This is a genomic window from Mesorhizobium sp. M7A.F.Ca.US.006.01.1.1 (assembly GCF_003997935.1).
GTDB lineage: Bacteria > Pseudomonadota > Alphaproteobacteria > Rhizobiales > Rhizobiaceae > Mesorhizobium.
Genome location: NZ_RZQL01000085.1, coordinates 1 through 25,309, shown reverse-complemented (window position 1 = coordinate 25,309; position 25,309 = coordinate 1). Strand labels below are relative to the sequence as shown.

The following is a 25,309-nucleotide window of genomic DNA, read 5'->3' as shown; positions in this document are numbered from 1 at the left end:
GGCGCGCCCGCCACTGATATGGTCCAGCGAGGCGAAGCGGCGGGCAACATGATAGGGCGCGTCGAAGGTGGTCGATGCGGTGGCGACCAGCCCGATATGGTCGGTGACGGCGGCGAGCGCCGACAAAAGCGTGAACGGCTCGAACGAGGTGACCGTGTGGCTGCGCCGCAGCGCCTCGATCGGCATATTGAGGACGGCCAGATGGTCGGCCATGAAGAAGGCGTCGAACTTCGCCGCCTCCAGGGTCTGGGCGAAGCGCTTCAGATGCGCGAAATTGAAATTGGCGTCGGCATAGGCACCCGGATAGCGCCAGGCGCCGGTGTGCAGGCTGACGGGGCGCATGAAGGCGCCGAGGCGCAATTGTTTCCGTGTCATTTGGCGGATATCTCGAACGTTGGGGACTGAACAAATCTCGACGAGGATCGGCCTCCGTCAAGGCACGGGGAAGGTATTGCGTTCCGCCGCGGTGCGCTTCCGCAGCATTCGCTTCCCCGCCACCAGCGCAAAATGGCACAGCGCTCCGCCGGCAGGCCTCCGGCGAGCTTAGGGCCTCAATGACGCTGCGACCGGCGCAGATATGTCTCCAGCCAGAGGCTGTAGCGTGAGCCGCCGAAGCAGAGCACGAAATAGATCAGCGCAGCGAACAGATAGGCCTCGTCGTAGTAGCCGAGCCACTGCGGATCGGCCGCCGAGGATCGGGCCGCATTGAGCAGGTCGAAAATGCCGATGACGGCAAGCAGCGATGTCGCCAGCAGGAAGCCGATCGCCAGATTGACCATGCCGGGAATGACCAGGCGCAGCGCCTGCGGCAGGACAACGAGCTGCATAGTGCGCCAATAGCCGAGGCCAAGCGCGGTCGCGGCCTCGTGCTGGCCCGCCGGTATTGCCTGGAGGCCGGCACGAACAACCTCGGCGACATAGGCCGACCAGAACAGCGTGATCATGATCATCGCCCGGACATTCTTGTCGATCAGCTGGCCATTCGGAACGGCCATTGGCAGGATGAGCATCGCCACATAGAGGATGGCCACCATCGGCGTGCCACGCATCAGTTCGATAAAGGCGATCGCAAGCGTGCGCAGGCCGCCCATGCTGGAACGCCGCGCCAGGGCGAGCAGGATCGCCAGCGGCGTCGCCAGGCCGAAGCAGACCGACCATACGAACAGCGTGACGGCCAGCCCGCCCCACTGGTTCGATGGGACGGCGGGAGGCACCAGCGTGCCGGACATCAGGCTCCAGCTGACGGCAACGACGACAAACCAGGCGACGAGCAGTCCCTTGCGCCAAAATCGCGGCTGAGCGGTGATGACGAGGAGCCCCAGCAGCAGCACCATGACGACCAGCGGGCGCCATTGCAGCGCCGGCGGATAGAAGGCGAACAGGATGAAGCGGAATTTCGCCCCCACGAACGCCCAGCATGCGCCGTTGGCGAGTGCGCAGTCGGCTGAGGTTCCGGTCCATGTCGCGTCGAATATGCCCCAGCGCAGCAGCGGCGGTACGATCCAGCCCAGCAACGCCACCGTAACGATGGTGATGACCGAATTGAGCGGCGTGCCGAAAAGCCCGGTCTTCAAAGTCCGCAGCGTTGCCGACGATCGCCACGGTCGTGCGTAAACAGCGTCGGAGATGCTCATGGCCTCGCAATTCCTCTGAGAGCGACACGCCGGTTGTAGAGGTTCATGGCGGCCGAGACGGACAGGTTGATCGCCAGATAGATGGCTATCAGCAGTGTCAGCGCTTCCAGCGACTGCCCGGTCGTGTTGGCGGTGGTGTTGATGATGCTGACGAGATCAGGGTAGCCGATGGCGACCGCAAGGCTGGAATCCTTGGTCAGGTCCAGGTAGCTGGACGTTGTCAGCGGCGTGATGACGCGCAAGGCCTGCGGCAGCACGACGAGCCGCATGATCTGGCCGCTGTGCAGGCCAAGCGCCCGGGACGCTTCCCATTGGCCACGGTCGACCGACTGGATGCCGGCTCGCACGATCTCGGCGATTGCCGCCGAAAACTTGACCACCAGGCCCGTCAACAGTGCCGCGAATTCCGGCGTCAGATTGTAGCCGCCGCGAATGTTAAAGCCGGCCAGCGCCGGTATCTCCCAGCTCGCACCGGCTCCGGTTAGAGGAAAGGCCAGCACAGCGCCAGCCAGCAGTCCCGCGGTTGCGATGCCCAGGTGCCTGGCAGACAAGCTGCCCTCGCGTCGCGCCCTCCAAAGGAAAGCCAGATAGGCCAAGGCGAGGCCGACAAGCAGCCAAAGCGTCGGCGCCGACACACCGTGAAAGCCGAGCCCCGGAACGAACACGCCCCGGTTGGTGAGGAAGAAACTGCCGAAGACCGAGAGCGCCTGGCGTGGCGAGGGAAACGATTTTGCCAGCGAAATCCAGAAGAACAGCTGAAGCAGAAGCGGCGTGTTGCGGACGATCTCGACATACCAGCGCACGAGCGCGGCCAGCAACAGATTGCCCGAGAGGCCGCCAACACCGAGAGCAACGCCGAGGATGGTGGCGAGCAGACAGCCAAGCACTGCCACCGTCAGCGTGTTCAGAAGACCGGCCAGGATCGCGCGCGCATAGGGATCGCCCGCCCTGAAAGCGATCGGCGCCTCGCCGATCTCGAAATTCGCCGGCCTGCCGAGGAAGTCGAACCCCGGCGTGATGCCGATGCGCGCCATGGTCGCGGCCGTGTTGTGGCCGAGCAGCCAGAACAGGGCGATGACAGCCGCGATCACCGCGATCTGGGTCAGCGGCCAGTCGCCCCACCACCGGGACACCTTGCGTAAAATGCCGGGTCCGTCTGGACCCGGCACGGTTTCGTCCGTCAATGACATTGGCTGAAGCGTCTTATCGGAACGGCGGTGAGTACAGCAGACCACCGTTGGTCCACAGACTGTTGTAGCCGCGCTCCCAACCGAGCGGTTTCAGGTTCCGGTCATAGATTTCGCCGTAGTTGCCGACGGTCTTGACGATATTATAGGCCCATTTCGGATCGAGGCCGATCGCCTGGGCGAGCGACGGGTCGACGCCGAGAAAGCGCTGGATGGCCGGATCCGGCGATTTCAGGAACTCGTCGACATTCTTGCTGGTGATGCCCCATTCCTCGGCCTGGATGGTTGCGTTGACCGTCCAGTTGACGATTTCGAGCCAACGGTCGTCGCCACCGGCGATCGCCGGTGCGAGCGGCTCCTTCGACAGCCGCTCGGGCAGGATGATGTAGTCATCCGGCTTCTTCAACTGGGTGCGCTTGCCAACGAGATCGGATGAGTCCTGCGTGATGGCGTCGACGCGCCCTGTCTCCAGCGCGTTGATGAATTCGCCGGTGTCCTCGATCGTCACCGGAGTGAACTTCTTGCCGGTCTTGCGGAAGAAATCGGCGATGTTCAACTCGCCGGTCGTACCGCTCTGAACCCCGATCGTGGCACCGTCCAGGTCGGCTGCCTTGGTGACGCCGAGGTCCTTGCGCACAAGGATGCCCTGGCCATCGTAGAAAATCGTCGGACCGAAATGGAAGCCGAGCTGGAAGGCACGCGTGATCGTTACCGTCACGCCCGACAGCAGAATGTCGAACTCACCAGCCTGGAGCGCCGGCAGGCGCTGCTGCGGCGAAGAGTTGGTGAACTCCACCTTCTCCGGATCGCCAAAGACAGTAATCGCCAGGGCGCGACCATAGTCGGCGAAGAAGCCCTGCCACCGACCATTGCTGTCCGGTGAGAAGAAGCCGGGTGTCGTGCCGACGCCAACCTTGATCGAGCCACGTTCCTTGATCTTGTCGAGCGTCGGGCCGGCATAGGTCGCGGTCGAGAACAGTCCCGCCGCCACCACCAGCGTCGTCGCCAGTGCCGTCCTCCAGCCGGCGCCAGGCCGCATTGCAATCGTCATGTCAGTCAACTCCTGAGGTTCATTGTTGCCAGCCGATCGCGGATCGTCCCCCGCTCTGTTCGACTGCCCCGAAGTTAACTCTATAATTTTTGTAGACTAAGGAACGGCAATCCAATTTTTTGCCTGTCCGGAAAGCAGATTGCTTCGAAAATGCACATTGGCGGCGAATGCGAACCTGCTTTGTCCCGGATCGATGACCTCCGCGAAAGACGCGTTCCAGCGTGCCGGGAAAAAAATGGCCGGGCTCGAATACGGCCCGGCCAAAAGAAGGTCAAAACCTTCAGAGGGGAACACCGTCCAGCGGAATGGGAGGAAACCGCCGAACGATTTTACCTTTTTGAGCTTATTTCGAAGCCTTGGCCACGAATGGCATTCCAAAAAATATATGAAACGGCAAAAATTCGTGCGCCGATGACCTCACGAACCAGCCGTTCCGGTCTCGAGAAGATCGGCATAGTGGCGGCGTGCCACGTCGGGATGGGAACGCAGCCGGCTTTTGAGCACATTGGTGCCGACATCGCGGAACAAGGGGTTGTCGGGATCGCTTGCCGGTCCGCGCGCCTGTGCCGCCAGTTCCTCGGAAAGGCCGAGAAGCGGGATGGTCGCATCGAGCCGCGCGCTGAAGAAGAAGGGAACGGAAATCCGCTCGACGCCGGCAGGCGGCGTGACGACGCGGTGCACGGTGGCCCGCAGATATCCATTCGATGCCAGTTCGAGCAGTTCGCCGATGTTGACGACCAGCGTTCCAGGCAGCGGATCCACATTCACCCAGCTTCCGTCATATTCGACCTGCAGCCCCTTGTTGTCGTCCTGCAGCAGCAGGGTCAGGAAACCGCCATCCTTGTGCGCGCCGACGCCCTGGTCGCCTTCGGTCGCGTCACGGCCGGGATAACGAACGATCTTCATGCGATGGTTGGGCGAGTCCCGGTAGATCGCGTCGAAGGCGTCCTCGGGCTGATCAAGCGACAGCGCGAAGGCTTTCAGCAGCCGAATCGCCACCGCGGTCGCCTTGGCCTGCCATGCCAGCAGCGCCGGCTTGAGCTCCGGCAGTGCGGACGGCCACTGGTTCGGCCCCTGCAGCCGTGTCCACGGAGCAATTCCAGGTCCCTGCGCTATGGGCTGGCGCTCGACGCCGATGTCGAGTTGCTCACGCCAGTCGGCCGCGCCCTTGGTCAGTTCGCCACCGGCGCGGGTGTAGCCGCGGAACTGCTGGGATTTGACCATTTCGATCGCCAGCTTGTCGGCCTCCGGCAGCGCGAAGAACCGCCGCGAGGCATCGAGCACGTCGTCGATCTCCGAGGCCGAAATTCCGTGGCCGCTGAGATAAAAGAAGCCGACGTCCCGAGCCGCCGTGCGCAGGTCGAGGAGAAAGGTACGATACTCGGACGCACCTTGTTCGAGACGGCTCAGATCGAGCACCGGCACAATTCTGGGCATGGTCAGGTTCCTTCTTTTCTCTGCCTTGGATTTTGCATGAAGCTCCCCCACAGAAGCGCGAAACTGGAAATGATCGCTCCGGTCCACAACAGTTCGGGCGAATAGCGCCGGATGCCGAGGAAATGCCAAGTCTTGCACAGCGACATGGCAAGCGAGCAGCGGTCAGACGTCTGCAGCAGGCATGGCAGCGTGCGCTCGATCGGAAAGCCGGTGTTCGACATGACCTGCGCATAGACGATCGCCCACCAGACGAGGGCAATGAGCGTCAGGACAATTCCCGCCGCTTCCAGCCAGCGCGGCGAAAACAGTTTTCTGACGGATGCCGGCGTATTTTCGGTCATGCCGAGAACCCGAGAATCTCCAGGATGTGCTGGCGTTGGGCTACGATGCGCGGATCGTCGCGCCGCCGCGGGTAGGGCAGGTCGACCGCAACCTCGGCCTTGATGCGCGCCGGGCGCTCGGTCAGCACGATGACGCGCCCGGACAACAGCAGCGCCTCTTCAACATCGTGGGTGACCAGAATGACCGTGTATCCGGCCTGCCGCCAGAGCGCCAAAAGCTCTTCCTGCATGGTCAGCCGGGTGAGTGAGTCCAGCCGGCCCAGCGGCTCATCGAGCAACAGCAGGCGCGGGTCGTTGACCAGGGCACGCGCCAGCGCGGCGCGCTGCGCCATGCCGCCGGACAGCTGGTGCGGAAAGGCGGAGCCGAATGCCTCGAGCTTGACCAGGCGAAGCGCATCATCGATCCGCTTCTGACTGCCAGGCAGGACGCCGCGCGCTTCTGGTCCGACGGCGACGTTGTCGCGAACGGTCCGCCACGGAAACAGCGTCGGGTCCTGAAACACCAGGACGCGCGACGGATCCGGTCCGACGACGATTGCCTGATCTGCCAGCACCTCACCGCTGCTCGGCCGTTCCAGCCCTGCCGCAAGCCGCAGCAAGGTCGACTTGCCGCAGCCGGACGGGCCGAGCAGCGCCACGAACTCACCCGGCGCCACCGTCAGATCGATCTGGCGCAGCACCGGCAAGGGCTGCCCATCCAGATCGTATCGGTGCGAGACGCCCTGGAAGTCGACGGAAAGACCGGCAGCGTCATCGACCGCGACGCGAGTGGTGCCAAAGGCTACCATTGTACGACACCCTTCTGCCAACCGAGCAGCCGGTCGCGCGCGACAAACAGCAGCTTGACCAGACCCGAGCAGAGCAATGCCATGACGATCAGCATCGCGTAGACGTTGGCGTAGGCCGAATAGGCCGTCTGGAACTGCAGATACCAGCCCAGACCGTATTTCGCGCCGAGCATTTCGGCGACCACCAGCACGGCAAAGGAATAATACAGCCCCATGAACAGGCCGACGAAGACATGCGGCAGAGCGGCCGGTATCGCCACGCGAAGAACCAGATAGCGGCTGCTGGCGCCAAGCGTACGCGCCACGTCGTAGAAGGAGCGGTTGACCGAATTGACGCCCGACGCGGTCAGGATCGCGACTGGTATGCCGGATGCAAGCGCGACCAGGAACAGGCTCGCCTGGAACGTCGTCGGGAACAGGAAGAAGGTTGCCGGGATCCAGGCGCTCGCCGGCACGGGGCCGATCAGCTTCAGCACCGGCATGCCCCAATAGGCGAAGTTTTTGGACCAGCCTAGCGCCACGCCGCCGATGAAGCCGACAATGATGCCGCTGAAGAAGCCGATGGTCCACAGCCGCGCGGTGTAGGCGATGCAGATAAGGATGCGTTGCCAGTCGACGATATAGACATGCAGGAGGCCGTGCGGCGGCGTGAAGAATGGTTTCGGCATCCAGCCGAGCTTGGCGGTGATCAACTCCCAGAGCGCGAACCAAAGGCCCAGCACAATCAGCCATGGACCGTAGTGCATCAGCCCGCGGCCAAATCCGCCAAGCTTTTCGACGCTGAACGCAAGACCGGCAAGGATTATCGCTCCGGCGACCAGCAGGGCGACGAAGACATCGCGGCTGCCCCACGGAACGACATCGGGGAAGGCAACCGTGACAATGGCAGCGAGCAGCCAGGCCGAAGCGGCATAGAGCCCGTGCTTCCACACCGGCCCGGCAAAAGCGGAAGAAACACTCTTTTCGCCTGCGTCCTTGTCGACCGCTGCGCTCATCACCGCAACCGTCAGGCCAGAATGTCGACCGTCACCCGCTGCGCGAGTTCCGCCGGGTCGGTGGTGGGATCGAGCACCTTGATCAGCGACAGATCGGCGGCCGCATGCTTCACCTGATCCTGCAGGTCCTTGCCAACCGGATGGTTGTGCAACACCCATGACGCAATCTCGTCGCGGATATCTTCAAAGGGGAAGCCCGGGTTGAGATTGTCGACGAACCACTTTGCCACCTCGTCTGGATGCGCCGCCGCATATTCGTGGATCTCGATGTCGGCTTCGGCCAGCCGCCGGATGGCATCCTTGTTGGCGTCCAGGAAAGCCGAATTGACGCCAAGCACACAGCAGACCGCGCCCTCGAAAGATCCGGTTTGCGTGTTGGCAACCTCCACCAGGTCGAACTTCTTCTTGTGGGAATAGGCCCACGGATCGAGATGCGCCAGCGCATCGGCCTGGCCCTTGCCGACCGTTTCGCCGACCAGATCGAACGGCACGTTGAGCCAGTTCACATCATTTTCGGGATCGAGGCCTGCCTTGGCCAGCGCAACCTGGAAGGAATGCTTTGGCGGGCTGGCGACGTCGTAGGAGACGATGGTCTTGCCCTTCAGTCCTTCGAGCGTGGTGACGCCGGAGGCCTTGGACGCCAGCAGCCTTGTACAGCCGCCATGTGAGCCGACGAACAGCTTGACGTCCAGTCCCTGCTCCAGCGGCTTGACCCAGTCATAGAGCAAGCCGGCGCCGGCATCCGTCTTGTTGGTGGCGATGGACTGGATCAGCGTCTGGCCGCTGGCACCTTGATAGTAGAGTTCGATGTCGAGATCATGCTTGGCATAGATGCCCTTCGAAAGGGCGAAGGCGATCGGCGAATGGCAGGCCGCGAACTCGGTCCATGATAACCGCACCTTGGTCGCATTGCCGGCTATGGCGTAGCTGGTCGGCCTGGCGAGCAGGGCCACAGCCGCGGCGCCAACACCGAGCGTACCGGCGGCGCGCAACACGCCGCGCCGCGAGATCTTCGATGTTGCCGCGATTTTCCTGCTGGAAGTCATTGTCCCCTCCTGTGATCGGATCGATGTGGAGCCGGCGATTTGTTCGCCCGCAGAAATGCCTCAGGCGGCCTTCAATTCGCGATCGCCGACGGCCTGGTCGAGCGCCTGTTCAAGATCGCGAATGATGTCGTCGGGATGCTCGATGCCGACAGAAAGCCTGACATAACCGGGCGTCACGCCGGTCGCGAGCTGCTCTTCCGGCGAAAGCTGCGAGTGGGTCGTGGTCGATGGATGGATAGCCAACGAGCGCGCATCGCCGATGTTGGCGACGTGATAGAGCAGCTTCAACCCGTTGATGAAGGAACGCCCCGCCTCGCGGCCATCCTTGAGTTCGAACCCGACCAGTGCGCCGTAGCTGCCCTGACGGAAATAAGCATCGGCGCGACGCTTGCTCTCGCCCGTCTGGTAGCGCGGGAAGATGACGTTGCTTACCTTGGGATGACCGCGCAAGAACTCCGCCACCTTGATGGCGTTCTCATTGTGCTGGCGGATGCGCAACGGCAGCGTCTCCAGGCCCTGCAGCAGCTGGAAGGCATTGAACGGGCTGATCGCGGCACCGACGTCGCGCAGCAGCACGGTGCGGATGCGCAGCACATAGGCCACCGGTCCCAGCGGTTTGGCCGCCTCGACCCAGACCTTGCCGTGATAGCTTGGATCGGGCTGGTTCAACGTCGGGAAACGTTCGGCATGGTCTTCCCAAGGGAAGTTGCCGCCGTCGATGACGATGCCGCCGATCGAGGTGCCGTGGCCGCCAATGTATTTCGTCGCCGAATAGACCACGACCGCCGCGCCATGATCGAACGGCCGGATGATCAGCGGTGCCGCGGTATTGTCGACGATCAGCGGCACACCGAGCGACCGGCCGATGTCGGCGACTTCCTTGATCGGGAAGACCTGGAGCTTCGGATTGGGCAGCGATTCCGCATAGTAGGCGCGTGTCCGCGCATCGGTGGCACGGCGGAAATTCTCAGGGTCGGACGGATCGACGAACCGTACTTCCACGCCCAGATGCTTCAGGGTCGCGGCAAAGAGGGCCCAGGTGCCACCATAGAGATCTGTGGCGGAGACGATGTTGTCGCCGGCGCCGGCAAGGTTCAGCACCGAATAGGCCGAGGCCGCCTGGCCGGAGGACACAAGAAGGGCAGCAGCACCCCCTTCCAGCGCCGCGATGCGGGTCTCCAGCGCATCCTGCGTCGGGTTCGAGACGCGCGTGTAGATATGGCCGATCTCATCGAGGGCGAATAGCCGGTCGGCATGGCCGGTGTCCTGGAACTGGTAGGACGTGGTCTGGTAAATAGGTACGGCGACGGCGCCGTTGGCGGGATCGGCGCGCCAGGAGCCGCCGTGAAGGGCAAGGGTCTCGGGAGAAAGATTTTCCAGGGTCATTTATCGTTCCTTCCTGATGGTTGCGGCGGTCAAGCGACCGGGACAGCTTCGGCGCGTGCCTGGGCGGCCAGCAGATCGGCGTGATGGCGCCGCGCGACGTCGGGATGCGAGCGCAACCGGCTCTTCAGCGCGTTTTGCCCGGAATTGCGGTAGAGCGGATTCTGCGGATCGCGGGTGACCCCGTTCGCCTGCGCCTTCAGGTGCGGCGCCAGATCCAGGAGCGGAATCTCGGCATCGAACGGAGCGCCGAGGAAGAAGGCGACCGACAGCCGGTCGGTGCCGGCTGGTGGCGTTACGACCCGGTGCACGGTGGCTTTCAGGTAGCCGTCGGTCGCCATTTCCAGCAGTTCGCCGATGTTGACGACAAAGGTGCCGGCGCGCGGCTCGGCGTCGATCCAGCCGCCATCGGCGCCTTCGACTTGCAGCCCCTTCTGCCTTTCCTGCAGTAGCAGCGTCAGGAAGCCGCTGTCCTTGTGGGCGCCGACGCCTTGCTCGCTTTCGGTCGCGTCACGGCCGGGATAGCGGATGATCTTGATGAGGTGGTTAGGCGTGCCGGCATAGATGGCTTCGAAAGCACCCTCATCCTGCTCCAGGACAATGGCAAAGGCTTTCAGCAGGCGCGTCGAAAGATCGGTAAGGCGATCCTGCCACTCCAGCAGTAGCGGCTTCAGCTCTGGCAAGGCGGTTGGCCATTGGTTCGGTCCCTGTAGGCGCGTCCACGCCGGCAGTTGCGCGGCGCGCGGAAGTGCCGGCGCTTCCGAGCCGATATCGACCTGCTCGCGCCAGTCCCTCTGGCCTTTCGTCAGCTCCTGTCCAACCCGGTTGTAGCCGCGGAAATGCGGCGAGTTGACCATCTCTATCTGGAGCTTGTCCTTGTCAGGCAAGGCAAAGAAACGTTGTGACGCGCCAAGCACATCGTCGATCAGGGACTGCGCGATGCCATGTCCGGTCAGGTAAAAGAAGCCAACATCGCGTGCAGCGCGCCGCAGCCCCTCGATGAATTCTTTGCGAGATGCCGGATCGGCTTCATAGCGAGAAAAATCCAGCACCGGAATCGTTCCCTTGTTGGCAGAACTGCTCATTTCGACCTCTCGTTTGGTGATCGAAGCGTCGCACCGCAGGCGATGGAAACAAAGAAAACGTCATCCCTTTCGGTGGCAGGTGGGGGAATTCCAGTATCGCTCGGGCAAGACGGACAGCGCGTTTTTGTTAATTCTACAAAGTTAGTAGATTTTGGCCTGCGACCGGTATCACGCCTCTATTCCGCGGCCGCCCGGTCGATCCGGCTGCGGCTGCGCTCCCAGGACAGGCCCGGGACCGCCGCCAGCAGCGCACGCGCATAGTCGGATCCGGGGCGCGTCAAAACCTGCTCGGCGGATCCGTCCTCGACGATCTTGCCGCTCTGCATGACGACGATGCGGTCGGCGATCGCCGAGGCGACACGAAGATCGTGCGTGATGAACAGCATCGACAAGCCAAGATCGCGTTTGATTTCCGCCAGAAGGTCGAGAATCTGCGCCTGTATCGAGACATCCAGGGCCGAGACCGGTTCGTCGGCGACGAGCAGGTCGGGCTCAAGCATGAGTGCTCGCGCCAGGCCGATACGCTGCCGTTGGCCGCCTGAAAAAGCATGCGGGAAACGATCGGCCGCACTGGGGTCAAGTCCGACGCGGACAAGGAGGCGGGACATGCTCTCCTCCGCCCTCTCGCGTGAAAGGCCGTTGACTATGGCGGCTTCGGTAAGGATGCGGCGGACGCGATGGCGCGGATTGAGGGAGGCGAACGGATCCTGAAACACCATCTGAATACGCGGACGTAAAGTGCGCTCCCGTGTCGTGCCGGCGAGATCGCGACCGTCGAAGCTCAGGCTGCCTTCATCCCAGTCGGCCAGCCCGACTACGCATTGGCCGAGCGTCGTCTTGCCCGAACCGGATTCACCGACGAGAGCGACCGTCTCGCCGCGCCCGATCGTCAGATCGACACCATCAAGCGCCCTGGTGGCGGATGCCTGTCGCCGCCAGGGCGCACGGCGATCACGATAGGTCTTGCTCAGCCCGCGGACCACGAGAAACGGCTCCCCTGCGTCCTGTCTGTCCGTTTCATTGGCGTGCAGAACCGGAACGGCTTCGATCAGGCGGCGTGTGTAGGGCTGCGACGGCGCTTCGAGGACGTCGTCTGCTTTGCCGCTCTCAATCACCCGGCCCTCCTTCATCACCACGACGCGATCGGCGATATCGGCGACCACGCCGAAATCATGGGTGATGAACAGGATCGCGAGGCCGAGCCTTTCGCGGATTTCAAGGATCAGCCGCAGGATCTCCGCTTGCGTCGTGACGTCGAGCGCGGTGGTGGGTTCATCGGCGATCAGCAGGTCCGGATCGTTGGCGATCGCCATGGCGATCATCACCCGTTGCCGCTGTCCGCCCGAGAGCTGGTGCGGGTAGCGGTGAATGATCGTCTCGGGATCCGGAAGCCTGGTTGCCCGCGCCAGTTCCAGCACGCGAGCGGTGCGCGCCTTGCGGTCGCCACCACCGTGCGCGGCGAGCGTTTCCTCGATCTGACGGCCGATGGTCAGCACCGGATTGAGTGCGCTCATCGGCTCCTGGAAGATGAAGCCTATGCGCTTGCCGCGCAGCAGGCGGAACGAAGCCTCGCTGATCCCGGCAATGTCGCGGCCATCGAAACGGATCGCACCGGCGGCGATCCGGAGCTGCTTTGACGGCAACAGGCCGGCAATGGCCGCGGCCAATACCGATTTGCCGGATCCGGATTCGCCGACAAGGCAGAGCACTTCGCCACGCTCGATGCGCAACGACACGTCTTCGACGGCCAATGCCCGATCGGCGTGCTCCGGCAAAGCGATGGAGAGACCGTCGATCTCGACCAGAGCCGTCATGCGCGCCCACCGCGATTGCTGTTGCGGGGGTTGAGCCAATGGTTCAGGCCGTCGCCGACGAGGTTCAGGGAAAGAACGGTGAGGAAGATCGCCAGGCCCGGAATGGTCGACAGCCACCAGTTGACGCGAAAGGCGGTCCTGCCGGTGCCGAGCAGATAGCCCCAGGAGACGAAGTCACGATTACCCAGACCAAGGAAGCTGATGCCGGACTCGATCAGGATGACGGTTGCCGTCATCAACGAAGCGGCAACGATCACCGGCGACAATACGTTGGGAAGGATGTGCCCGCAGATGATCCGGGCAGTCGACAGCCCACCAACCCTTGCCGCGCGCACGAAGTCCTGGTTCACCAGGCTCAGCACCTCGGCCCGAACCAGCCGGGCGATCTGCGGCCAGCTGACGATTGCGATGGCCAGGATGATCGAGGTCAGAGAAGGTGCGATGATCGCAACGATGACGACCGTCAGCAGGAAGCTCGGGATGGTCTGGAAGAACTCGGTGAACCGCATGGCGACGTCGTCGACCCAGCCGCCGAAATAGCCGGCGACAGCACCTATCGCCGTGCCGAAGGCGACGGCGAGCAGCGTCACCGCCAGAGCGATCAGCAGCGTGACCTGTGCCCCGTGGGCGATGCCGGCCGCAAGATCACGGCCGAGCATGTCGGTGCCGAACAGATGACCCGGGCTGAAAGGCGGCAGGTTCGGGCGGGCGACCATGCGCCAGGGATCGCCCGGAAAGAGAACGCCGGCGAAGATCGCCATCAACAGGATCGCGATCAGGATCAGCGCGCCGGCGACGGCGCCCGGATGCCTGAGGAACGGGGTTCGCGGCAAGGCCATCGCCTCAAGCTCCCATTTCGATGCGCGGATCGGCGGCAACGTAGAGAAAATCCGCGACCAGGTTGATGACGACGACGATTGCCGAGGTGATGAAGAAGATCGCCAGCAAGAGGTTGTAGTCCCGCTGCATGAGGGCATCGAAGGCGAGACGCCCGACGCCCGGCCAGGCGAACACCGTCTCGATCAGGATCGACCCGCCGATCAGTTGCCCGGCCTGCAAGGAGGCGAAGGTGATGATCGGCAGCAGCGCGTTCCTCAGCACATGCTGGCGCCAGATCAGGCCCGGCCTCAGGCCCTTGGCCCTGGCGGTACGGACAAAATCGCGATCGAGCACGTCGAGCACCGAGGCGCGCGTCACACGCATGTAGATGGCCATGTAGAACAGGCCGAGCGTCAGGGCCGGAAGAATGAGGTGGACGGCGACGTCCCCGACAAGCAAGAGATCCGAACCGCCCTCGCCCACCGTCTGCATGCCGTAGGACGGCAGCCAGTTCAGCCAGACCGAAAACAGCAGGATCGCCATCAGGCCAGTCCAGAACAGCGGCATGGCAAAGAACATCACCGAAATGCCGGTCAGCATGGTGTCGAGCAGGCTGCCGGCATGCCGGGCGGTGATCGAGCCGAGCGCAATGCCGGCCGCAAGCGCAAAGCCAAACGCCGTCAATGTCAGAAGCAGCGTTGCCGGCAGCCGCTCCGCGATGATGTCGATAACAGGACGCTGGTCGCGGTAGGATTGGCCGAAGTCGAGACGCGCAAGCGACTTGGTGTAGATCCATAGCTGCTCGGGCACGGAGCGATCGAGCCCGAGGTCATGGCGCAGTTCCGCGACAAAGGCTGGGTCGGCCGCGCCCTGATCTCCGGCCAGGACGGATGCCGCATCTCCCGGCGCGAGGCGCAGCAGCACGAAGTTGAGGACGATAACCCCAAACAGGATGAGAACCGCGCGGGCGGCCCGTCCCGTCAGGAAGCCAAGACGATCCATCCTACCCAGCCCCGCCAGCTATTTCGCCAGCCAGACATCGGCGAAGTTTTCATCTGTGCCGAGACCGGTCGCGATCAGATTGCGGACCTTGGTTCGGTAGAGCGTCGGAAAGACGATGTCGTGCGTCCAGATGAGCGGCACGTCGGCGGAGATGATCTTCTGGGCTTGCGAGTAGAGCGCCTTGCGCTTGTCGAAGTCGTTCTCGTGCGCGGCGTCAGCCAAAAGCTTGTCAACGGCCGGGTTGGAATAGCCATGCACATTGCCGCCGGTCGTGCCCGCATTGTCGCCTTCGAGCGTGGTGTAGGCGTAGCTGATGCCGATCGCCGGGTCGGGCGTGGTGTAGACGAAGTTCTCGGCAAGATCATAGTCGAAGGTGGTCAGCCGCTTGAACCAGCCCGGCACGTCGGTCGCCACGATGTTGACCTTGATGCCGACGGGCGACAGCGCCTCCCGGATATATTCCGCTTCCCGCTGCCACAGCTCGCCATAAGGCAGGGGAACGAACTGCAGTTCGAAGCGCACACCGTTGGCGTCGGGCTTCAGCCCGGCCTCGTCGAGGATGGCATTGGCCTTGGCCGGATCGAATTCGTATTTCGTCTCGACCGATGTGTCCTTGAACCGAGACAGACGCGACAGCGGGCCGTTGGTCTCGTGGCCGAAACCGCCAAAGATCGTGTCGATGATGAACTGGCGGTCGATCGCATGCGCGATCGCCTGGCGCACCCGCGCATCGTCGAGCGGCTTGTGACGGTTGTTGAGGTGGATGTAGCCGACTGGTTGCAGAAATTCCCAGCCTGCCTCGGTCAGTTGCACGCCATCGAGCCCGGCCAACCGCGTTATGTCGAAGTTCTCGACGTCGCCTGCGCGCAGCACATCCACCTGACCGGTTTCGAAAGCGATGGCGCGGCTGTTGGCGTCAGGAATGACGTGGAAGAAGATGTCATTCAGATGGGGCTTGCCGGCATCCCAATAGTCGGGGTTGCGGACAAGGTGGATGAAGGATCCCTTCTTCCACTCGGCGAATTTGAACGGCCCGGTGCCGATGAACTTGCTGTTTGCCTCGGCGGTGCGGAAGTCGCTCACCCCTTCATAGAGATGGGCCGGCAGCACGGCGGTGTTGTGGACGTAGATGAAGGCCGGGTACGGCGCCTTGAGCGTGAACACCACGGTATGGTCGTCCGGCGTCGCGATGTCCTTCACCTCCGCCAGGTTGAGGCGCGAGCGGGCCTGAAGTGCCGGCAGAAACTTCTGGAAGCTGAACACCACGTCCTTGGCCGTGAATGGCTGGCCGTCATGCCATTTGACATCGCGGCGCAGGTTGAAGGTGTAGACGAGGCCGTCGTCCGAAATCGACCAGCTTTGCGCCAGGCGCGGCAGCGGCTTCAGATCGGCCGAATAGGTCAACAGGCTCTCGTAGATCTTGTTGCCGACATAGGTCGTCGGGCCGAGACGGTTGACGCCGACATTGACCGTCGGCGGCTCCGGCTGGACGATCAGGTTGAGCGTCCCGTCTGCCTCCTGTGCCGCAAGTCCGGTCAACGCCGGAAGCGTGGCTGCCAGAGATACCATGATGGTTCGCAACAGGCGGGAGATCATCGTGAATTCACCTTGTCGAGTGATTGATCGCGGAGCCTGAGATGTCGCTCCGCGGGAGAGTGTGGCTCCGCCGAATGACGCGGCCGATCTGCTTGCGAATTGCGGCGTGAGTTTGTGCGGTAAGATTATAGACAAAGAGGATTATGATAAGGGAACGTGCTTCATCGATGTCAGCCCGAGCGGATATTTTTCCCAATATCGGCGCTGAAATGAGAGCGAATTGCCTGATGGCGGCCGGTCATGACTGGCTCGCCGGATCGCGCCATCTGGTTATGATATCGACGGCGAAGGTGCAGAACACGAACGATACCGCCGCGAAGATCGTCGTCCCGATGACGACTGGAAAGTCACCTTCAAGCGCCGAGTTGATCGCCAGCCGGCCGACGCCGTCCAGCCCGAAGATCGTCTCGGTGACGATCGCCCCGCCCATGATGACGGCAAGCTCCAGGCCACCCAGCGTGATCACCGGATTGAGCGCTGCTCGCAACGCGTGATCGTAGTAGACCCGCCATTCCGGAACACCCTTGGCGCGCGCGGTCCTTATGTAGTCCTCGCCCAGAACCTCTAGCATGCTTGCGCGCACCAGCTGCTGGAAGATGCCGATCTCGGCAAGCGCCAGCGTCAGCCACGGCAGTGCCAGATGGCGAGCCCATTCGAACGGATTTTCCGTCAGCGGCACATAGCCGCTGCTCGGAAACCAGAAGATCCCATAGTTGGAGAACTGGAAGAACAGGAAGTAGGAAATCAGGATGCCGGAGAGAAACGTCGGCACCGACAGGCTCGCATAGGCAAAGCCCGATATCAGCCTGTCCAGCCAGGAGCCCTGCCGGCGCGCGGCAATCACGCCAAGCAAGATCGAGAGCGTCATCCAGATGACGACCGCACCAAGGGCCAGCGAAAGCGTCACCGGCACCTTGGACAGGATGAGATCGGTCACCGGGGTCTGCTTGCGGAAGGAGTAGCCCAGCGCCGGCGGCCAGTGCGCGATCCCCATCGGCGCGCCCTGGATATCGGGGCCGCGGTAGAGGTAGTACCACAGCTGCAGATACCACGGCTCGTTGAGTCGCAGCGCGTGCGCTATGGCATCGATCGCCTGCTGGCTGGCGTTGCGCGGCGCCAGCATCGCGGCCGGATTGCGATAGGCAATGCGGGTGATGAAGAACGCGATCACCAGCACGATGAGCAGCGTCGAGAGCGCCCGGAAGATCAGCCCGCCTGTGTGCCGGATCATGGCGTCACCCGCTGCGACGATGGGGATCGAGGACATTGCGCAGGCCGGCGCTCAGCGTGTTGAAGCCGGCCACGGTCAGAAACAGCGCGATGCCAGGTCCAAGCAGGAACCAGGGCTGCAACTGGTAGAGGGATGAACGCTGCGCCTCGGCGATCATGTTGCCCCAACTTGGCTGCGGTGCCTGCACGCCGACGCCGAGGAAGGAAAGCGTCGCTTCGGCGATGATGTTGGTCGGCAGTTGTACGGCCCAGTAGACCAGGATCACCGGCGCGATGTTGGGCAGGATTTCATGCACGATGATCCTGGTCTTCGAGGCGCCGATCGTCTGCGCGGCTTCAACCAATGGACTGCGGCGCAGGACAAGCACCAGGCCACGCGTCAGCCGGGCGAAATACGTCCACGAGAACAGGGTTATGATCAGGACGACCACCAGCGAAGGCGACACGAGCGGCTTGCCGTCGGCACCCCGGTTCAGCGACAGGAGGCTGAGCGCGGTGACGATGAACGGGAAGGACAAAGCGACGTCCACCGCCTGCGAAATGATGCGGTCGACACGGCCGGCGAGAAATCCGCTGACGAGGCCGATGGCGGTGCCGATGACCATGGCAAGCGTAGTTGCGGGAATAGCGATGGCCAGCGATACGCGTGCGCCATAGAGCGTCCTGACCAGCACGTCGCGGCCATTGCCGTCGGCGCCGAGCGGAAATTCAAGCGTCGGGCCTGTCGGCAGCCCCATCTCGGTCAACGCCGTATCGCGGAACTGCTCGGTCACCCCGTGACCCAGCAGCCATGCGACCGCGGGCGCCAGCAGCGCACCGGCGGTGACGAAGCCTATGATCAGCGCGCCGATGCGAAAGGACCGTTCGCGCAGCAGTGCTCGCAGAAGCAGCGACCTGTAGGATTTCACGACCTCGCCATGCCCCAGCAGGACATGGTCCTGGACGGACGCCAGGGCATGGATTTCAGGCATGCGCGGCGATCCGCTCGGGAACCGGGTTGCGCTGCAGAGCCTTGCCGGGGATCGCGTCTATCAGCCTGACTGTGTAGGGATGCCGGGGAGCGCCGAAGACGCGGCCTGTCTCGCCGGCTTCCACGATGACGCCCTTCTCCAGCACGATGACGCGGTCGCACAGTTCCGACACGACACCGAGATCATGCGAGATGAAGAGCAGCGACAGGCCTCGCTGCCGGCGAATGGTCTGCAGCAGCTTGATGATCTTTGCCTGCGTCGTGATGTCGAGTGCCGATACCGGCTCGTCGGCGACGATCAACGAGGGTTCGAGCGCAATGGCGCGTGCGATGGCGACGCGCTGCCGCTGGCCGCCTGAAAGCTGGGCCGGGAAACGATCCAGCACGTCGTCGGGTAGCTCGACGTCGCGCACCAGATCCCGCACGCGCTGGCGTATCGCCGCGGCGTCCAGTCTGGTTCCGATGATGAAGGGTTCCGCCAAAATGGACCGGATGCGCCGCCGCGGGTTGAGGCTTGCATAGGGGTCTTGAAAGATGACCTGTATGTCCGACCGCAATTGCCGGTCGATGGCGATGCCGCCGGCACCCGGACGCGAATAGATACGCTCACGCAGGGAGATGCTGCCCTCGTCCGGCCGGTCGAGCCCGGCGATCAGCCGGCCGATCGTCGACTTGCCGGAACCGGATTCGCCGACGAGGCCGACGATCTCGTTCTCGCGGACGGTGAACGAGATGTTCTGGAGCACCGGCCTGATCAGACCGCCTGCGGCGGAGCGGCCCGCGAAGGAGCGCGCGATTGCCGAGACGGAGAGCAAATCGGGCCTCGACGGCAGCGCCGGGAGTAGCGATGATCGCGCCCCGCGTGCAACAAGGCCACCAAGCCGCGCCGCGCCGAGCAACTCCCTTGTGTAGGCCTGGCGCGGCGCCCTGTAAATCAGTTCGGCCGGCGCCTGCTCCACGACATGCCCCGCGCGCATCACCAGGACATCGTCGGCAATGTCCGAAACGACGGCCAGATCGTGGCTGACGAAGATCATTGCCGTGCCGTAGTCCTGCTGAATTCGTTTCAGCAGACCGAGGATCGACGCCTGCACGGTCACGTCGAGCGCCGTCGTCGGCTCATCGGCGATGATGAGGCCGGGATTGAGCGCGATCGCCGCTGCGATCATCACGCGCTGGCGCATGCCGCCGGAGAACTGCCTGGGGTAGTCGTTCACACGAGCCGAGGGATCGGGGATGCCGACATCGGCCAGCAGATCGAGAACGCGCTCCCGCAATTCGCCGCGTCCCACCTTGCGGTGGGCGGTGACCGCTTCGGCGATCTGCTGGCCAATCGTCTTCAGCGGATGAAGATTGCTGAGCGGGTCCTGGAAGATGAAGCCGACATCGGCGCCTCGCCGCCGGCGCAGATCGCCGGCGGCGAGGCCCAATATCTCATCGCCCTTGTGCAGGACGCTGCCGCGAACGGTGGCGGCTGATGGCAGAAGACCGGTGGCGCCGAGCAGCGATACGCTCTTGCCCGATCCCGATTCACCGACGATGGCGAGCGTCCTGCCGGGCTCGACGGCGAACGAAACGCCGTGCACCACGTCCACGGCGCCGAATGCGACGCGCAGATCGGCGACGGAGAAGATGGGCACGCGCGCCTCCTTTTGCCGGTCCGGCTTGCTACTGCTTGAGGGCGATGTTGGTGATGTCGGCGTTGACGGCCAGCGATGACCACACCCAGTTGGCGAGGCGATCGGAGGTGACCACGACCTTGCGCTTCTCGAACAGCGGAATCCAAGGCAGGTCGGCGGAGACGAGCTTGTCGGCCTTGGTCCAGATCGGCCCCGGATCGTCGGACGGATAGGCCTGCGCCGCGAGCTTGTTGAGTTCCGGATTGCTGTAGCAGATGGCGTGGACGTTGCCGGTGCCGCAAGGTGCCGCGTCCGAGTTCAGCCAGCCGCCGAGCAGCATGCGCGTGCTTGGTCCCTGCCAGTCCGGGGAGAATGTTCCGCCCAGGGACACGTCCCAGCGGCTCTTTGGATCCTGGATGAAAGCGTACCACTGCGTCGGCGGGATCGGGATCAGGTTGAGTGTGATGCCAGCCGCTTCCAGATCCTCCTTCAGGGTCACCGCAATCGCTTCGAACTGTGCGTTGCCCCTGTAGATCGCGTCGAACGCGATGCCGTTCGGATATCCCGCTTCGGAGAGCAGTTCCTTGGCCTTGGCGGGATCACCCCTGTAGCTTTCGGTCGGATACGGGTCGAACTTCTCATAGCCGAGGATGGTCGAGGTGATGATCTGGGTGAGCGGCACCGCACCGATCGAACCGGCCTGGGTCTGCGCCAGATGTTCGCGGTTCACCGCATAGGTCAGCGCCTGCCGGACCTTCAGCTTGCGCAGCGCCTCGGCTCCGTCGCTCTTGACCTCCGGCCGCTGGTTGAAGGTGATGAAGTTCGCCGATCCACTGTTCGTCACATGGATGTTGGGGCTCTTCTGCGACAGGAAGCGCTGGATCGTCGGGATGGGCGGGATGTCGAGGTAAAGCGACAGATCGGCCTCGCCGGCGATGATCTTCTGGACGACGCTGTCCTCGCTGTTGGCGGTGAAATCGATGTCGATCTCATCGGCATAGGCCTTGCGCGCCTGGTCAGACTCCGGCTTGAAATTCTTTGCCTTCTTCAGGACCAGCTTCTGGCCCTGCTCATAGGTATCGACATAATAAGGGCCGCTGGACGGCAGGTTCTTGCGCGACTCCAGCGAGTCCGGGAAATATTTGGACGCGATCTCGGGCGCCACCGGCGACACGAAATTCATCGAAAGGATGTTGAGGAAATCGTAGTTCTTGGTGTCCGACTTGATGACCAGCGTGTGCTCGTCGGGAGCCGAGACGCCGGCAATCTCATGCGCGTCGCTGAAAGCCTTCGTCGCCGCGAGATCGCCTGTCGGCACTTTCGCGAATTCCTTGCAATAGTCGACGAAGCCTGAGATCACGAGGTTGAAATAGTTGATGGCGGCGACCTGCTTGTTGGGATCGCAGAAGCGCTTGACGCCGTAGACGAAATCGCTGGCGACGATCTTGCGCTCGAGGCTGCCGGAGAAGAACACGTCGTCCTTCAAATGGAAGGTGTAGACCTTGCCGTCGTCGCTGATGTCCCAGGACTTGGCGAGATCCGGCACCAGCGTGGTGTCCTCCTTGAGGCCGGCGGGCGAGCCGGGATAGGTCACCAGCTGACGCGTCGTCGCGCGCAGGATTTCCCAGGAATCGATGCTGTAGCCGGTGAGCGGATCGAACGCATCGAGATCGGACTGGATCGAAGCAATCCGCAGGACACCGCCAGGCTTCAGATCTTCCGCCTGCGCGGAAGATCCGATCATAGAAAGCGCCATCAGGCCGCCCGCAATTCCTTTAAATAGGTTACGCGCAACTCTTGTTGCCATTACTTCTCTCCAGTTACAAAGAAATTATTCGCTATACCATTGCAGAACGTAGTTACAATTTAGAGATAAAATTGCCTATTTTTCAGAGACACCTTCAAATTGAATTTTATATTAGCGTCGCCTGTCAAAACATTGTTCCGGAATGCGGCAAGGCCGGCGCCGTGAACAGCGTGTCGAGCGTTTCGACCGCAGCCCGGTCGAAGGCACCGAGGCGCCCCGTCTGCGCGAGCTGCCACCACTTCACGCCGCCGAGATAGGCCGCCGAAACCGCGGCCACGTCCGTCACCACGGCGGCGGACAGATTGGTGCGCTCGGCTCCCTCTGGCGAGAGGCGCAACCTGGTCGCGTTGTCGGGCAGGATGGCATCGGAGACTTCCAGCACGACGCTGCCCTGCCCGGCATAGGACCGGGCTGTCAGAGCCTTTTCAATGTCCAGGAGCCGCAGCCATGTTTCGTCACGCACAGCCGATATGCGAACGCTTCGAAAATCCTCGAACAACCACGGCAGCAGATCGTCCGCGGGGCGGCTCCAGAAGACGATGCGATGCGGCAGGTCGACCGCCAGCAGATGTGCGACCAACGCGACATAGGCATCTGGACTGTAGGCCACGATATCGTCGACGACGATGGTGCGTTCCGAGCTGGTGAACCAGCTGTCGAGGCCGACAGGGTGATAGCGCACGAACCCGGTTTCCGAACCCTTCTCGCCGTGAACGGCGACGTAGTTGGGCGTGCCGCTGTGCGCCTGGCGCAATGCCTGGAAATCCCACCAATAGGCCGATCGCGTGATGACGCCCGCGCGCGGAAAGGGCTGGCCCGCGTAGATCCGTGCCTGTCCCTGCCAGGCATCGTCGCTGTCGATCAGCCGAATCTGCGCCCTGGACGCCAGTCCCGCCCGCAGACGCGCGCGCTGGGTGTCGACCTCGAAGCTGACGGAGGTGTTGGCGATCGCATAGCCGAAATTGCCGTAGATGCGCGCATCGGAGGCCCGCAAGGTAGCCGCCGCCTCACCCTGCTCGCGCGCGGCGCGAAGCTGCGCCTTGAACAGCGCCGTGGCGGCGCCACGCCGCGTATGGGTGGGCAGCACGCCGACATGGGTGACCGCGGCCTGCGGCAACCAGGCGCCGCCGGGAACCGCGATCCGTCCCGAATAGGAGTCGGTTGTGCCAACGAGCGTCTCGCCGTCGAAGGCACCCCAGGTGCGATCCGGCTCGAACAGTCTGTCGATCAGCGCGTCGTCGACCGGGCCGAGCGGCGGCAGGCCGACCATGGCCGTGCGGAATGTCCGCGCGGCCTGCGCGAGCTCGGCTTTCCCGCTCAGCAGGCGCACATCCGATATCATGACGCTTTCCGCGTCAGCACGGCTTCCGGCTGTTCTTCCGGCCTATGCGCTTCCGGCTGCGGCGGCTGCGCATAGGTGCGCGGCCTGGGCAGCGTTTCGGCCAGCAGATATGTGCCGACCTCGCGCGCCCGGTAGGAGACCGGATCGTGAACAGTATGGGTGCGCGCGTTGCGCCAATAGATGTCGAGGCCATATTTGTTGGCCGTCGATCGCGCGCCCGTCGCTTCGAAGATGCGCGCCGTGACGTCGAGCACGACGTCGTTGGCGACGATCTTGCCCTGATCGATGATCGTTGCGAGTTCGCCCCATTGCTGCCCGGTGACCGATGGGCCGGCATGCAGTGCCGCCTCGTAGAGCGCGGCGGCCTTGTCGGCGATCGCAATGCCCGCCGCGATGCCGGCGGAGAGCCGGCCGAACAGCACCAGATGGTAGGGATCGTCGATCGCCCGTTCCAGCCCGGACTCCGGCCAGGGCCGGCCGAAGCGGCGGACATGATCGGCGGCGGCGGCAAGAGCGCCCTCGGCGATGCCGAGATAGAAATTGATGAAGATGAGCTGGCTGAACAGGACGCGCAGGCCGTCGCGCAATTCGACATCGCCGTCATAGTCGTCGAGGGCGCTGAGCAGCTCATCCTCGAAGACTTCGACACGGTCGAAAGTGACGCTGCCGCTCGCCGTCAGCCTCTGGCCGAGATTGTCCCAGTCGCCGCCGAAGCTGATGCCCTTGCGCGTCGGCGGGATCTGGTAGTGGGCGCGTTTGCCATTGTCCCACAGGCTGACGGTGATGATTTGCGCTACCGAGGCGCCGGTGGCGAAGGTGCGCTTGCCGTTCAGGAAGCGGCGGCCGCCGACATGCTCGATCTCGTTCCACTGGTCGCGCGGGTTGCTGACGCCGCCCTGGAACCAGCCTTGCGCGCCGACGCCGCGCGCCGTCTTTTCCCACTGCTGGCGCGTGCCGAGAATGTACGTCCAGACACCATTGGAATAGTGATAGGCGACCAGCTGCCCGATCGAGCCGTCGGCCGCTGCAATGATGCGGCTGATCTGAAGCGCCTGGACGAGGTTTGCGCCGGCGCCGCCGAATTCGCGCGGCGCAGCCAGGCCAAGCAGGCCGCTGTCGCGCAGCAGCGCCAGTTCTTCCACCGGATCCTTGTTTGCCCGGTCGCGTTCGAGCGCCGTCGCCGCAAGTTGCCGAGCCACGTCGCGGGCCTTCTCGACCCAGTTATCGAATTCGGCGTCGCTGAGGCCCGGATAGATCTGAATGTCCGACATTGTCTTTTCGTCATGCTCCATTGCCGCGGCCACCAGAGGCCGCACATGTTTCAGGCTGCGAGCAGCCCCTTCGATTTCAGGATCGCCAGCGCGCCTTCGGCGAAATGATAGGCTTCCTCGACATGCGGCTGGCCCGACAGGATGAAGTGGTCGAAGCCGACGGCGTGGTACTCCTCGATGAGGGACGCGACCTGCTCGTGGCTGCCGACGATCGCCGTGCCGGCGCCGCCGCGAACCAGGCCGTAGCCGGCCCACAGATGCGGCGATATTTCGAGATCGCGCACGCGGCGCGCGGTGAGCGCCGCGGTGCCGCTGTCGCTATGCAGGGCGTTCATCCGGCGCTGGCCGGCCGATTCCGTGCGCGCCAGGATTGCCTGCGCCTGCGCTATGCGCTCCGGCGTCAGTCGCTCCAGCAGCCTCTCGGCTTGCTCCCAGGCCTGCGCCTCGGTATCGCGGCTGATGACATGCAGGCGGATGCCGAAGCTCAGCCTGCGGCCCTGTGCGGCGGCGAGTTCGCGCATATGCACCACCCGCGCTGCTTCCGTTGCCGGGCTCTCGCCCCAGACCAGATAGGTGTCGACATGGCGCGCGGCAACCGCTTGCGCAGCACCACTTGCGCCACCGAAGAAGATGTCGGGAAGCGGCCATTTGCCGAAATCGATCTGGGCGCCTTGGATGTCGTAGTGCCTGCCCTTGAAATCGAAGCGCCGGCCCGAACCGGCGGGCAGGACCACGCCGCGCAGGATCTCGAGGAACTCTCCCGTGCGCTCATAGCGCTGGTCGTGGCCGAGGTGGTCGCCGAAGCGTTTCTGTTCCAGCGGATCGCCGCCGGTAACGACGTTGAGCAGCAGCCGGCCACCCGATATGCGCTGGAAGGTCGCCGCCTGATGGG

22 protein-coding genes are annotated in these 25,309 nt (G+C 63.5%); all 22 read right to left on the bottom strand.

The window, feature by feature from the left end:
* The coding region (locus tag EN943_RS16615; RefSeq protein ID WP_127413598.1) for an LLM class flavin-dependent oxidoreductase at positions 1–375 on the bottom strand (375 nt) is incomplete at its 3' end.
* A 176-nt stretch (positions 376–551) separates the two neighbouring features.
* Entirely contained in the window at positions 552–1,634 is a 1,083-nt protein-coding gene (locus tag EN943_RS16610) for an amino acid ABC transporter permease (protein WP_127413596.1), read from the bottom strand.
* Positions 1,631–2,824: an ABC transporter permease subunit gene (locus EN943_RS16605; RefSeq protein WP_127413594.1), complete on the bottom strand. Its 1,194-nt coding sequence runs from the start codon at positions 2,822–2,824 to the stop codon at positions 1,631–1,633. The genes EN943_RS16610 and EN943_RS16605 overlap by 4 nt, the downstream gene beginning before the upstream one ends.
* Positions 2,825–2,837: 13 nt before the next feature.
* A complete protein-coding gene (locus EN943_RS16600; RefSeq protein WP_245475871.1) occupies positions 2,838–3,872 on the bottom strand; it encodes an amino acid ABC transporter substrate-binding protein in 1,035 nt (344 codons plus the stop codon).
* A gap of 417 nt (positions 3,873–4,289) precedes the next feature.
* Positions 4,290–5,309, bottom strand: a complete 1,020-nt coding sequence (locus EN943_RS16595) for an isopenicillin N synthase family oxygenase (RefSeq protein WP_127413592.1) — start codon at positions 5,307–5,309, stop codon at positions 4,290–4,292.
* 2 nt (positions 5,310–5,311) lie between these two features.
* Positions 5,312–5,650, bottom strand: coding sequence for a hypothetical protein (locus tag EN943_RS16590; protein WP_127413591.1), 339 nt, complete (start codon positions 5,648–5,650; stop codon positions 5,312–5,314).
* On the bottom strand, positions 5,647–6,438 hold the full coding sequence (locus EN943_RS16585; protein ID WP_127413589.1) for an ABC transporter ATP-binding protein: 792 nt from the start codon (positions 6,436–6,438) through the stop codon (positions 5,647–5,649). The genes EN943_RS16590 and EN943_RS16585 overlap by 4 nt, the downstream gene beginning before the upstream one ends.
* Entirely contained in the window at positions 6,432–7,433 is a 1,002-nt protein-coding gene (locus EN943_RS16580) for an ABC transporter permease subunit (RefSeq protein ID WP_127413588.1), read from the bottom strand. Before EN943_RS16580 ends, EN943_RS16585 begins: the two co-directional genes overlap by 7 nt.
* 11 nt (positions 7,434–7,444) lie before the next feature.
* Positions 7,445–8,479, bottom strand: a complete 1,035-nt coding sequence (locus tag EN943_RS16575) for an ABC transporter substrate-binding protein (protein ID WP_127413586.1) — start codon at positions 8,477–8,479, stop codon at positions 7,445–7,447.
* Between the two features lie 60 nt (positions 8,480–8,539).
* Positions 8,540–9,865, bottom strand: coding sequence for a PLP-dependent transferase (locus EN943_RS16570; RefSeq protein WP_127413584.1), 1,326 nt, complete (start codon positions 9,863–9,865; stop codon positions 8,540–8,542).
* 29 nt (positions 9,866–9,894) lie between these two features.
* Positions 9,895–10,947, bottom strand: a complete 1,053-nt coding sequence (locus tag EN943_RS16565; RefSeq protein WP_127413582.1) for a 2-oxoglutarate and iron-dependent oxygenase domain-containing protein — start codon at positions 10,945–10,947, stop codon at positions 9,895–9,897.
* A gap of 176 nt (positions 10,948–11,123) precedes the next feature.
* Positions 11,124–12,761: an ABC transporter ATP-binding protein gene (locus tag EN943_RS16560; protein WP_127413580.1), complete on the bottom strand. Its 1,638-nt coding sequence runs from the start codon at positions 12,759–12,761 to the stop codon at positions 11,124–11,126.
* Positions 12,758–13,600: an ABC transporter permease gene (locus EN943_RS16555; protein ID WP_127413578.1), complete on the bottom strand. Its 843-nt coding sequence runs from the start codon at positions 13,598–13,600 to the stop codon at positions 12,758–12,760. Before EN943_RS16555 ends, EN943_RS16560 begins: the two co-directional genes overlap by 4 nt.
* A 4-nt stretch (positions 13,601–13,604) precedes the next feature.
* Complete coding sequence (locus tag EN943_RS16550) at positions 13,605–14,582, bottom strand: ABC transporter permease (RefSeq protein WP_127413576.1); 978 nt, start codon at positions 14,580–14,582, stop codon at positions 13,605–13,607.
* Positions 14,583–14,600: 18 nt separating this feature from the next.
* Positions 14,601–16,151 carry an ABC transporter substrate-binding protein gene (locus EN943_RS16545; protein WP_245475870.1) on the bottom strand — a complete coding sequence of 517 codons (1,551 nt, stop codon included), beginning with the start codon at positions 16,149–16,151 and terminating at the stop codon, positions 14,601–14,603.
* Positions 16,152–16,416: 265 nt separating this feature from the next.
* Positions 16,417–17,409 (bottom strand): ABC transporter permease, encoded by a 993-nt coding sequence (locus tag EN943_RS16540; RefSeq protein ID WP_127413573.1) that lies wholly within the window; start codon positions 17,407–17,409, stop codon positions 16,417–16,419.
* Between the two features lie 4 nt (positions 17,410–17,413).
* Positions 17,414–18,379, bottom strand: a complete 966-nt coding sequence (locus tag EN943_RS16535; RefSeq protein WP_127413571.1) for an ABC transporter permease — start codon at positions 18,377–18,379, stop codon at positions 17,414–17,416.
* Positions 18,372–20,018, bottom strand: a complete 1,647-nt coding sequence (locus tag EN943_RS16530; RefSeq protein WP_127413569.1) for an ABC transporter ATP-binding protein — start codon at positions 20,016–20,018, stop codon at positions 18,372–18,374. Before EN943_RS16530 ends, EN943_RS16535 begins: the two co-directional genes overlap by 8 nt.
* Positions 20,019–20,046: 28 nt before the next feature.
* Positions 20,047–21,741, bottom strand: a complete 1,695-nt coding sequence (locus EN943_RS16525; RefSeq protein ID WP_245475869.1) for an ABC transporter substrate-binding protein — start codon at positions 21,739–21,741, stop codon at positions 20,047–20,049.
* Positions 21,742–21,928: 187 nt separating this feature from the next.
* Positions 21,929–23,146 carry a GNAT family N-acetyltransferase gene (locus tag EN943_RS16520; RefSeq protein WP_127413565.1) on the bottom strand — a complete coding sequence of 406 codons (1,218 nt, stop codon included), beginning with the start codon at positions 23,144–23,146 and terminating at the stop codon, positions 21,929–21,931.
* Positions 23,143–24,417, bottom strand: a complete 1,275-nt coding sequence (locus EN943_RS16515; RefSeq protein WP_206522771.1) for an acyl-CoA dehydrogenase family protein — start codon at positions 24,415–24,417, stop codon at positions 23,143–23,145. Before EN943_RS16515 ends, EN943_RS16520 begins: the two co-directional genes overlap by 4 nt.
* Before the next feature lie 50 nt (positions 24,418–24,467).
* Positions 24,468–25,309 (bottom strand): LLM class flavin-dependent oxidoreductase (locus tag EN943_RS16510; RefSeq protein WP_127413561.1); only part of this gene is annotated, 842 nt, incomplete at its 5' end.

What these genes read in the sequence shown, in the direction of transcription:
- EN943_RS16610 (WP_127413596.1), bottom strand. Translation starts at nt 1,634, where the DNA reads ATGAGCATCTCCGACGCTGTTTACGCACGACCGTGGCGATCGTCGGCA.
- EN943_RS16605 (WP_127413594.1), bottom strand. Translation starts at nt 2,824, where the DNA reads ATGTCATTGACGGACGAAACCGTGCCGGGTCCAGACGGACCCGGCATT.
- EN943_RS16600 (WP_245475871.1), bottom strand. Translation starts at nt 3,872, where the DNA reads ATGACGATTGCAATGCGGCCTGGCGCCGGCTGGAGGACGGCACTGGCG.
- EN943_RS16595 (WP_127413592.1), bottom strand. Translation starts at nt 5,309, where the DNA reads ATGCCCAGAATTGTGCCGGTGCTCGATCTGAGCCGTCTCGAACAAGGT.
- EN943_RS16590 (WP_127413591.1), bottom strand. Translation starts at nt 5,650, where the DNA reads ATGACCGAAAATACGCCGGCATCCGTCAGAAAACTGTTTTCGCCGCGC.
- EN943_RS16585 (WP_127413589.1), bottom strand. Translation starts at nt 6,438, where the DNA reads ATGGTAGCCTTTGGCACCACTCGCGTCGCGGTCGATGACGCTGCCGGT.
- EN943_RS16580 (WP_127413588.1), bottom strand. Translation starts at nt 7,433, where the DNA reads ATGAGCGCAGCGGTCGACAAGGACGCAGGCGAAAAGAGTGTTTCTTCC.
- EN943_RS16575 (WP_127413586.1), bottom strand. Translation starts at nt 8,479, where the DNA reads ATGACTTCCAGCAGGAAAATCGCGGCAACATCGAAGATCTCGCGGCGC.
- EN943_RS16570 (WP_127413584.1), bottom strand. Translation starts at nt 9,865, where the DNA reads ATGACCCTGGAAAATCTTTCTCCCGAGACCCTTGCCCTTCACGGCGGC.
- EN943_RS16565 (WP_127413582.1), bottom strand. Translation starts at nt 10,947, where the DNA reads ATGAGCAGTTCTGCCAACAAGGGAACGATTCCGGTGCTGGATTTTTCT.
- EN943_RS16560 (WP_127413580.1), bottom strand. Translation starts at nt 12,761, where the DNA reads ATGACGGCTCTGGTCGAGATCGACGGTCTCTCCATCGCTTTGCCGGAG.
- EN943_RS16555 (WP_127413578.1), bottom strand. Translation starts at nt 13,600, where the DNA reads ATGGCCTTGCCGCGAACCCCGTTCCTCAGGCATCCGGGCGCCGTCGCC.
- EN943_RS16550 (WP_127413576.1), bottom strand. Translation starts at nt 14,582, where the DNA reads ATGGATCGTCTTGGCTTCCTGACGGGACGGGCCGCCCGCGCGGTTCTC.
- EN943_RS16545 (WP_245475870.1), bottom strand. Translation starts at nt 16,151, where the DNA reads ATGGTATCTCTGGCAGCCACGCTTCCGGCGTTGACCGGACTTGCGGCA.
- EN943_RS16540 (WP_127413573.1), bottom strand. Translation starts at nt 17,409, where the DNA reads ATGATCCGGCACACAGGCGGGCTGATCTTCCGGGCGCTCTCGACGCTG.
- EN943_RS16535 (WP_127413571.1), bottom strand. Translation starts at nt 18,379, where the DNA reads ATGCCTGAAATCCATGCCCTGGCGTCCGTCCAGGACCATGTCCTGCTG.
- EN943_RS16525 (WP_245475869.1), bottom strand. Translation starts at nt 21,741, where the DNA reads ATGATCGGATCTTCCGCGCAGGCGGAAGATCTGAAGCCTGGCGGTGTC.
- EN943_RS16520 (WP_127413565.1), bottom strand. Translation starts at nt 23,146, where the DNA reads ATGATATCGGATGTGCGCCTGCTGAGCGGGAAAGCCGAGCTCGCGCAG.
- EN943_RS16515 (WP_206522771.1), bottom strand. Translation starts at nt 24,417, where the DNA reads ATGTCGGACATTCAGATCTATCCGGGCCTCAGCGACGCCGAATTCGAT.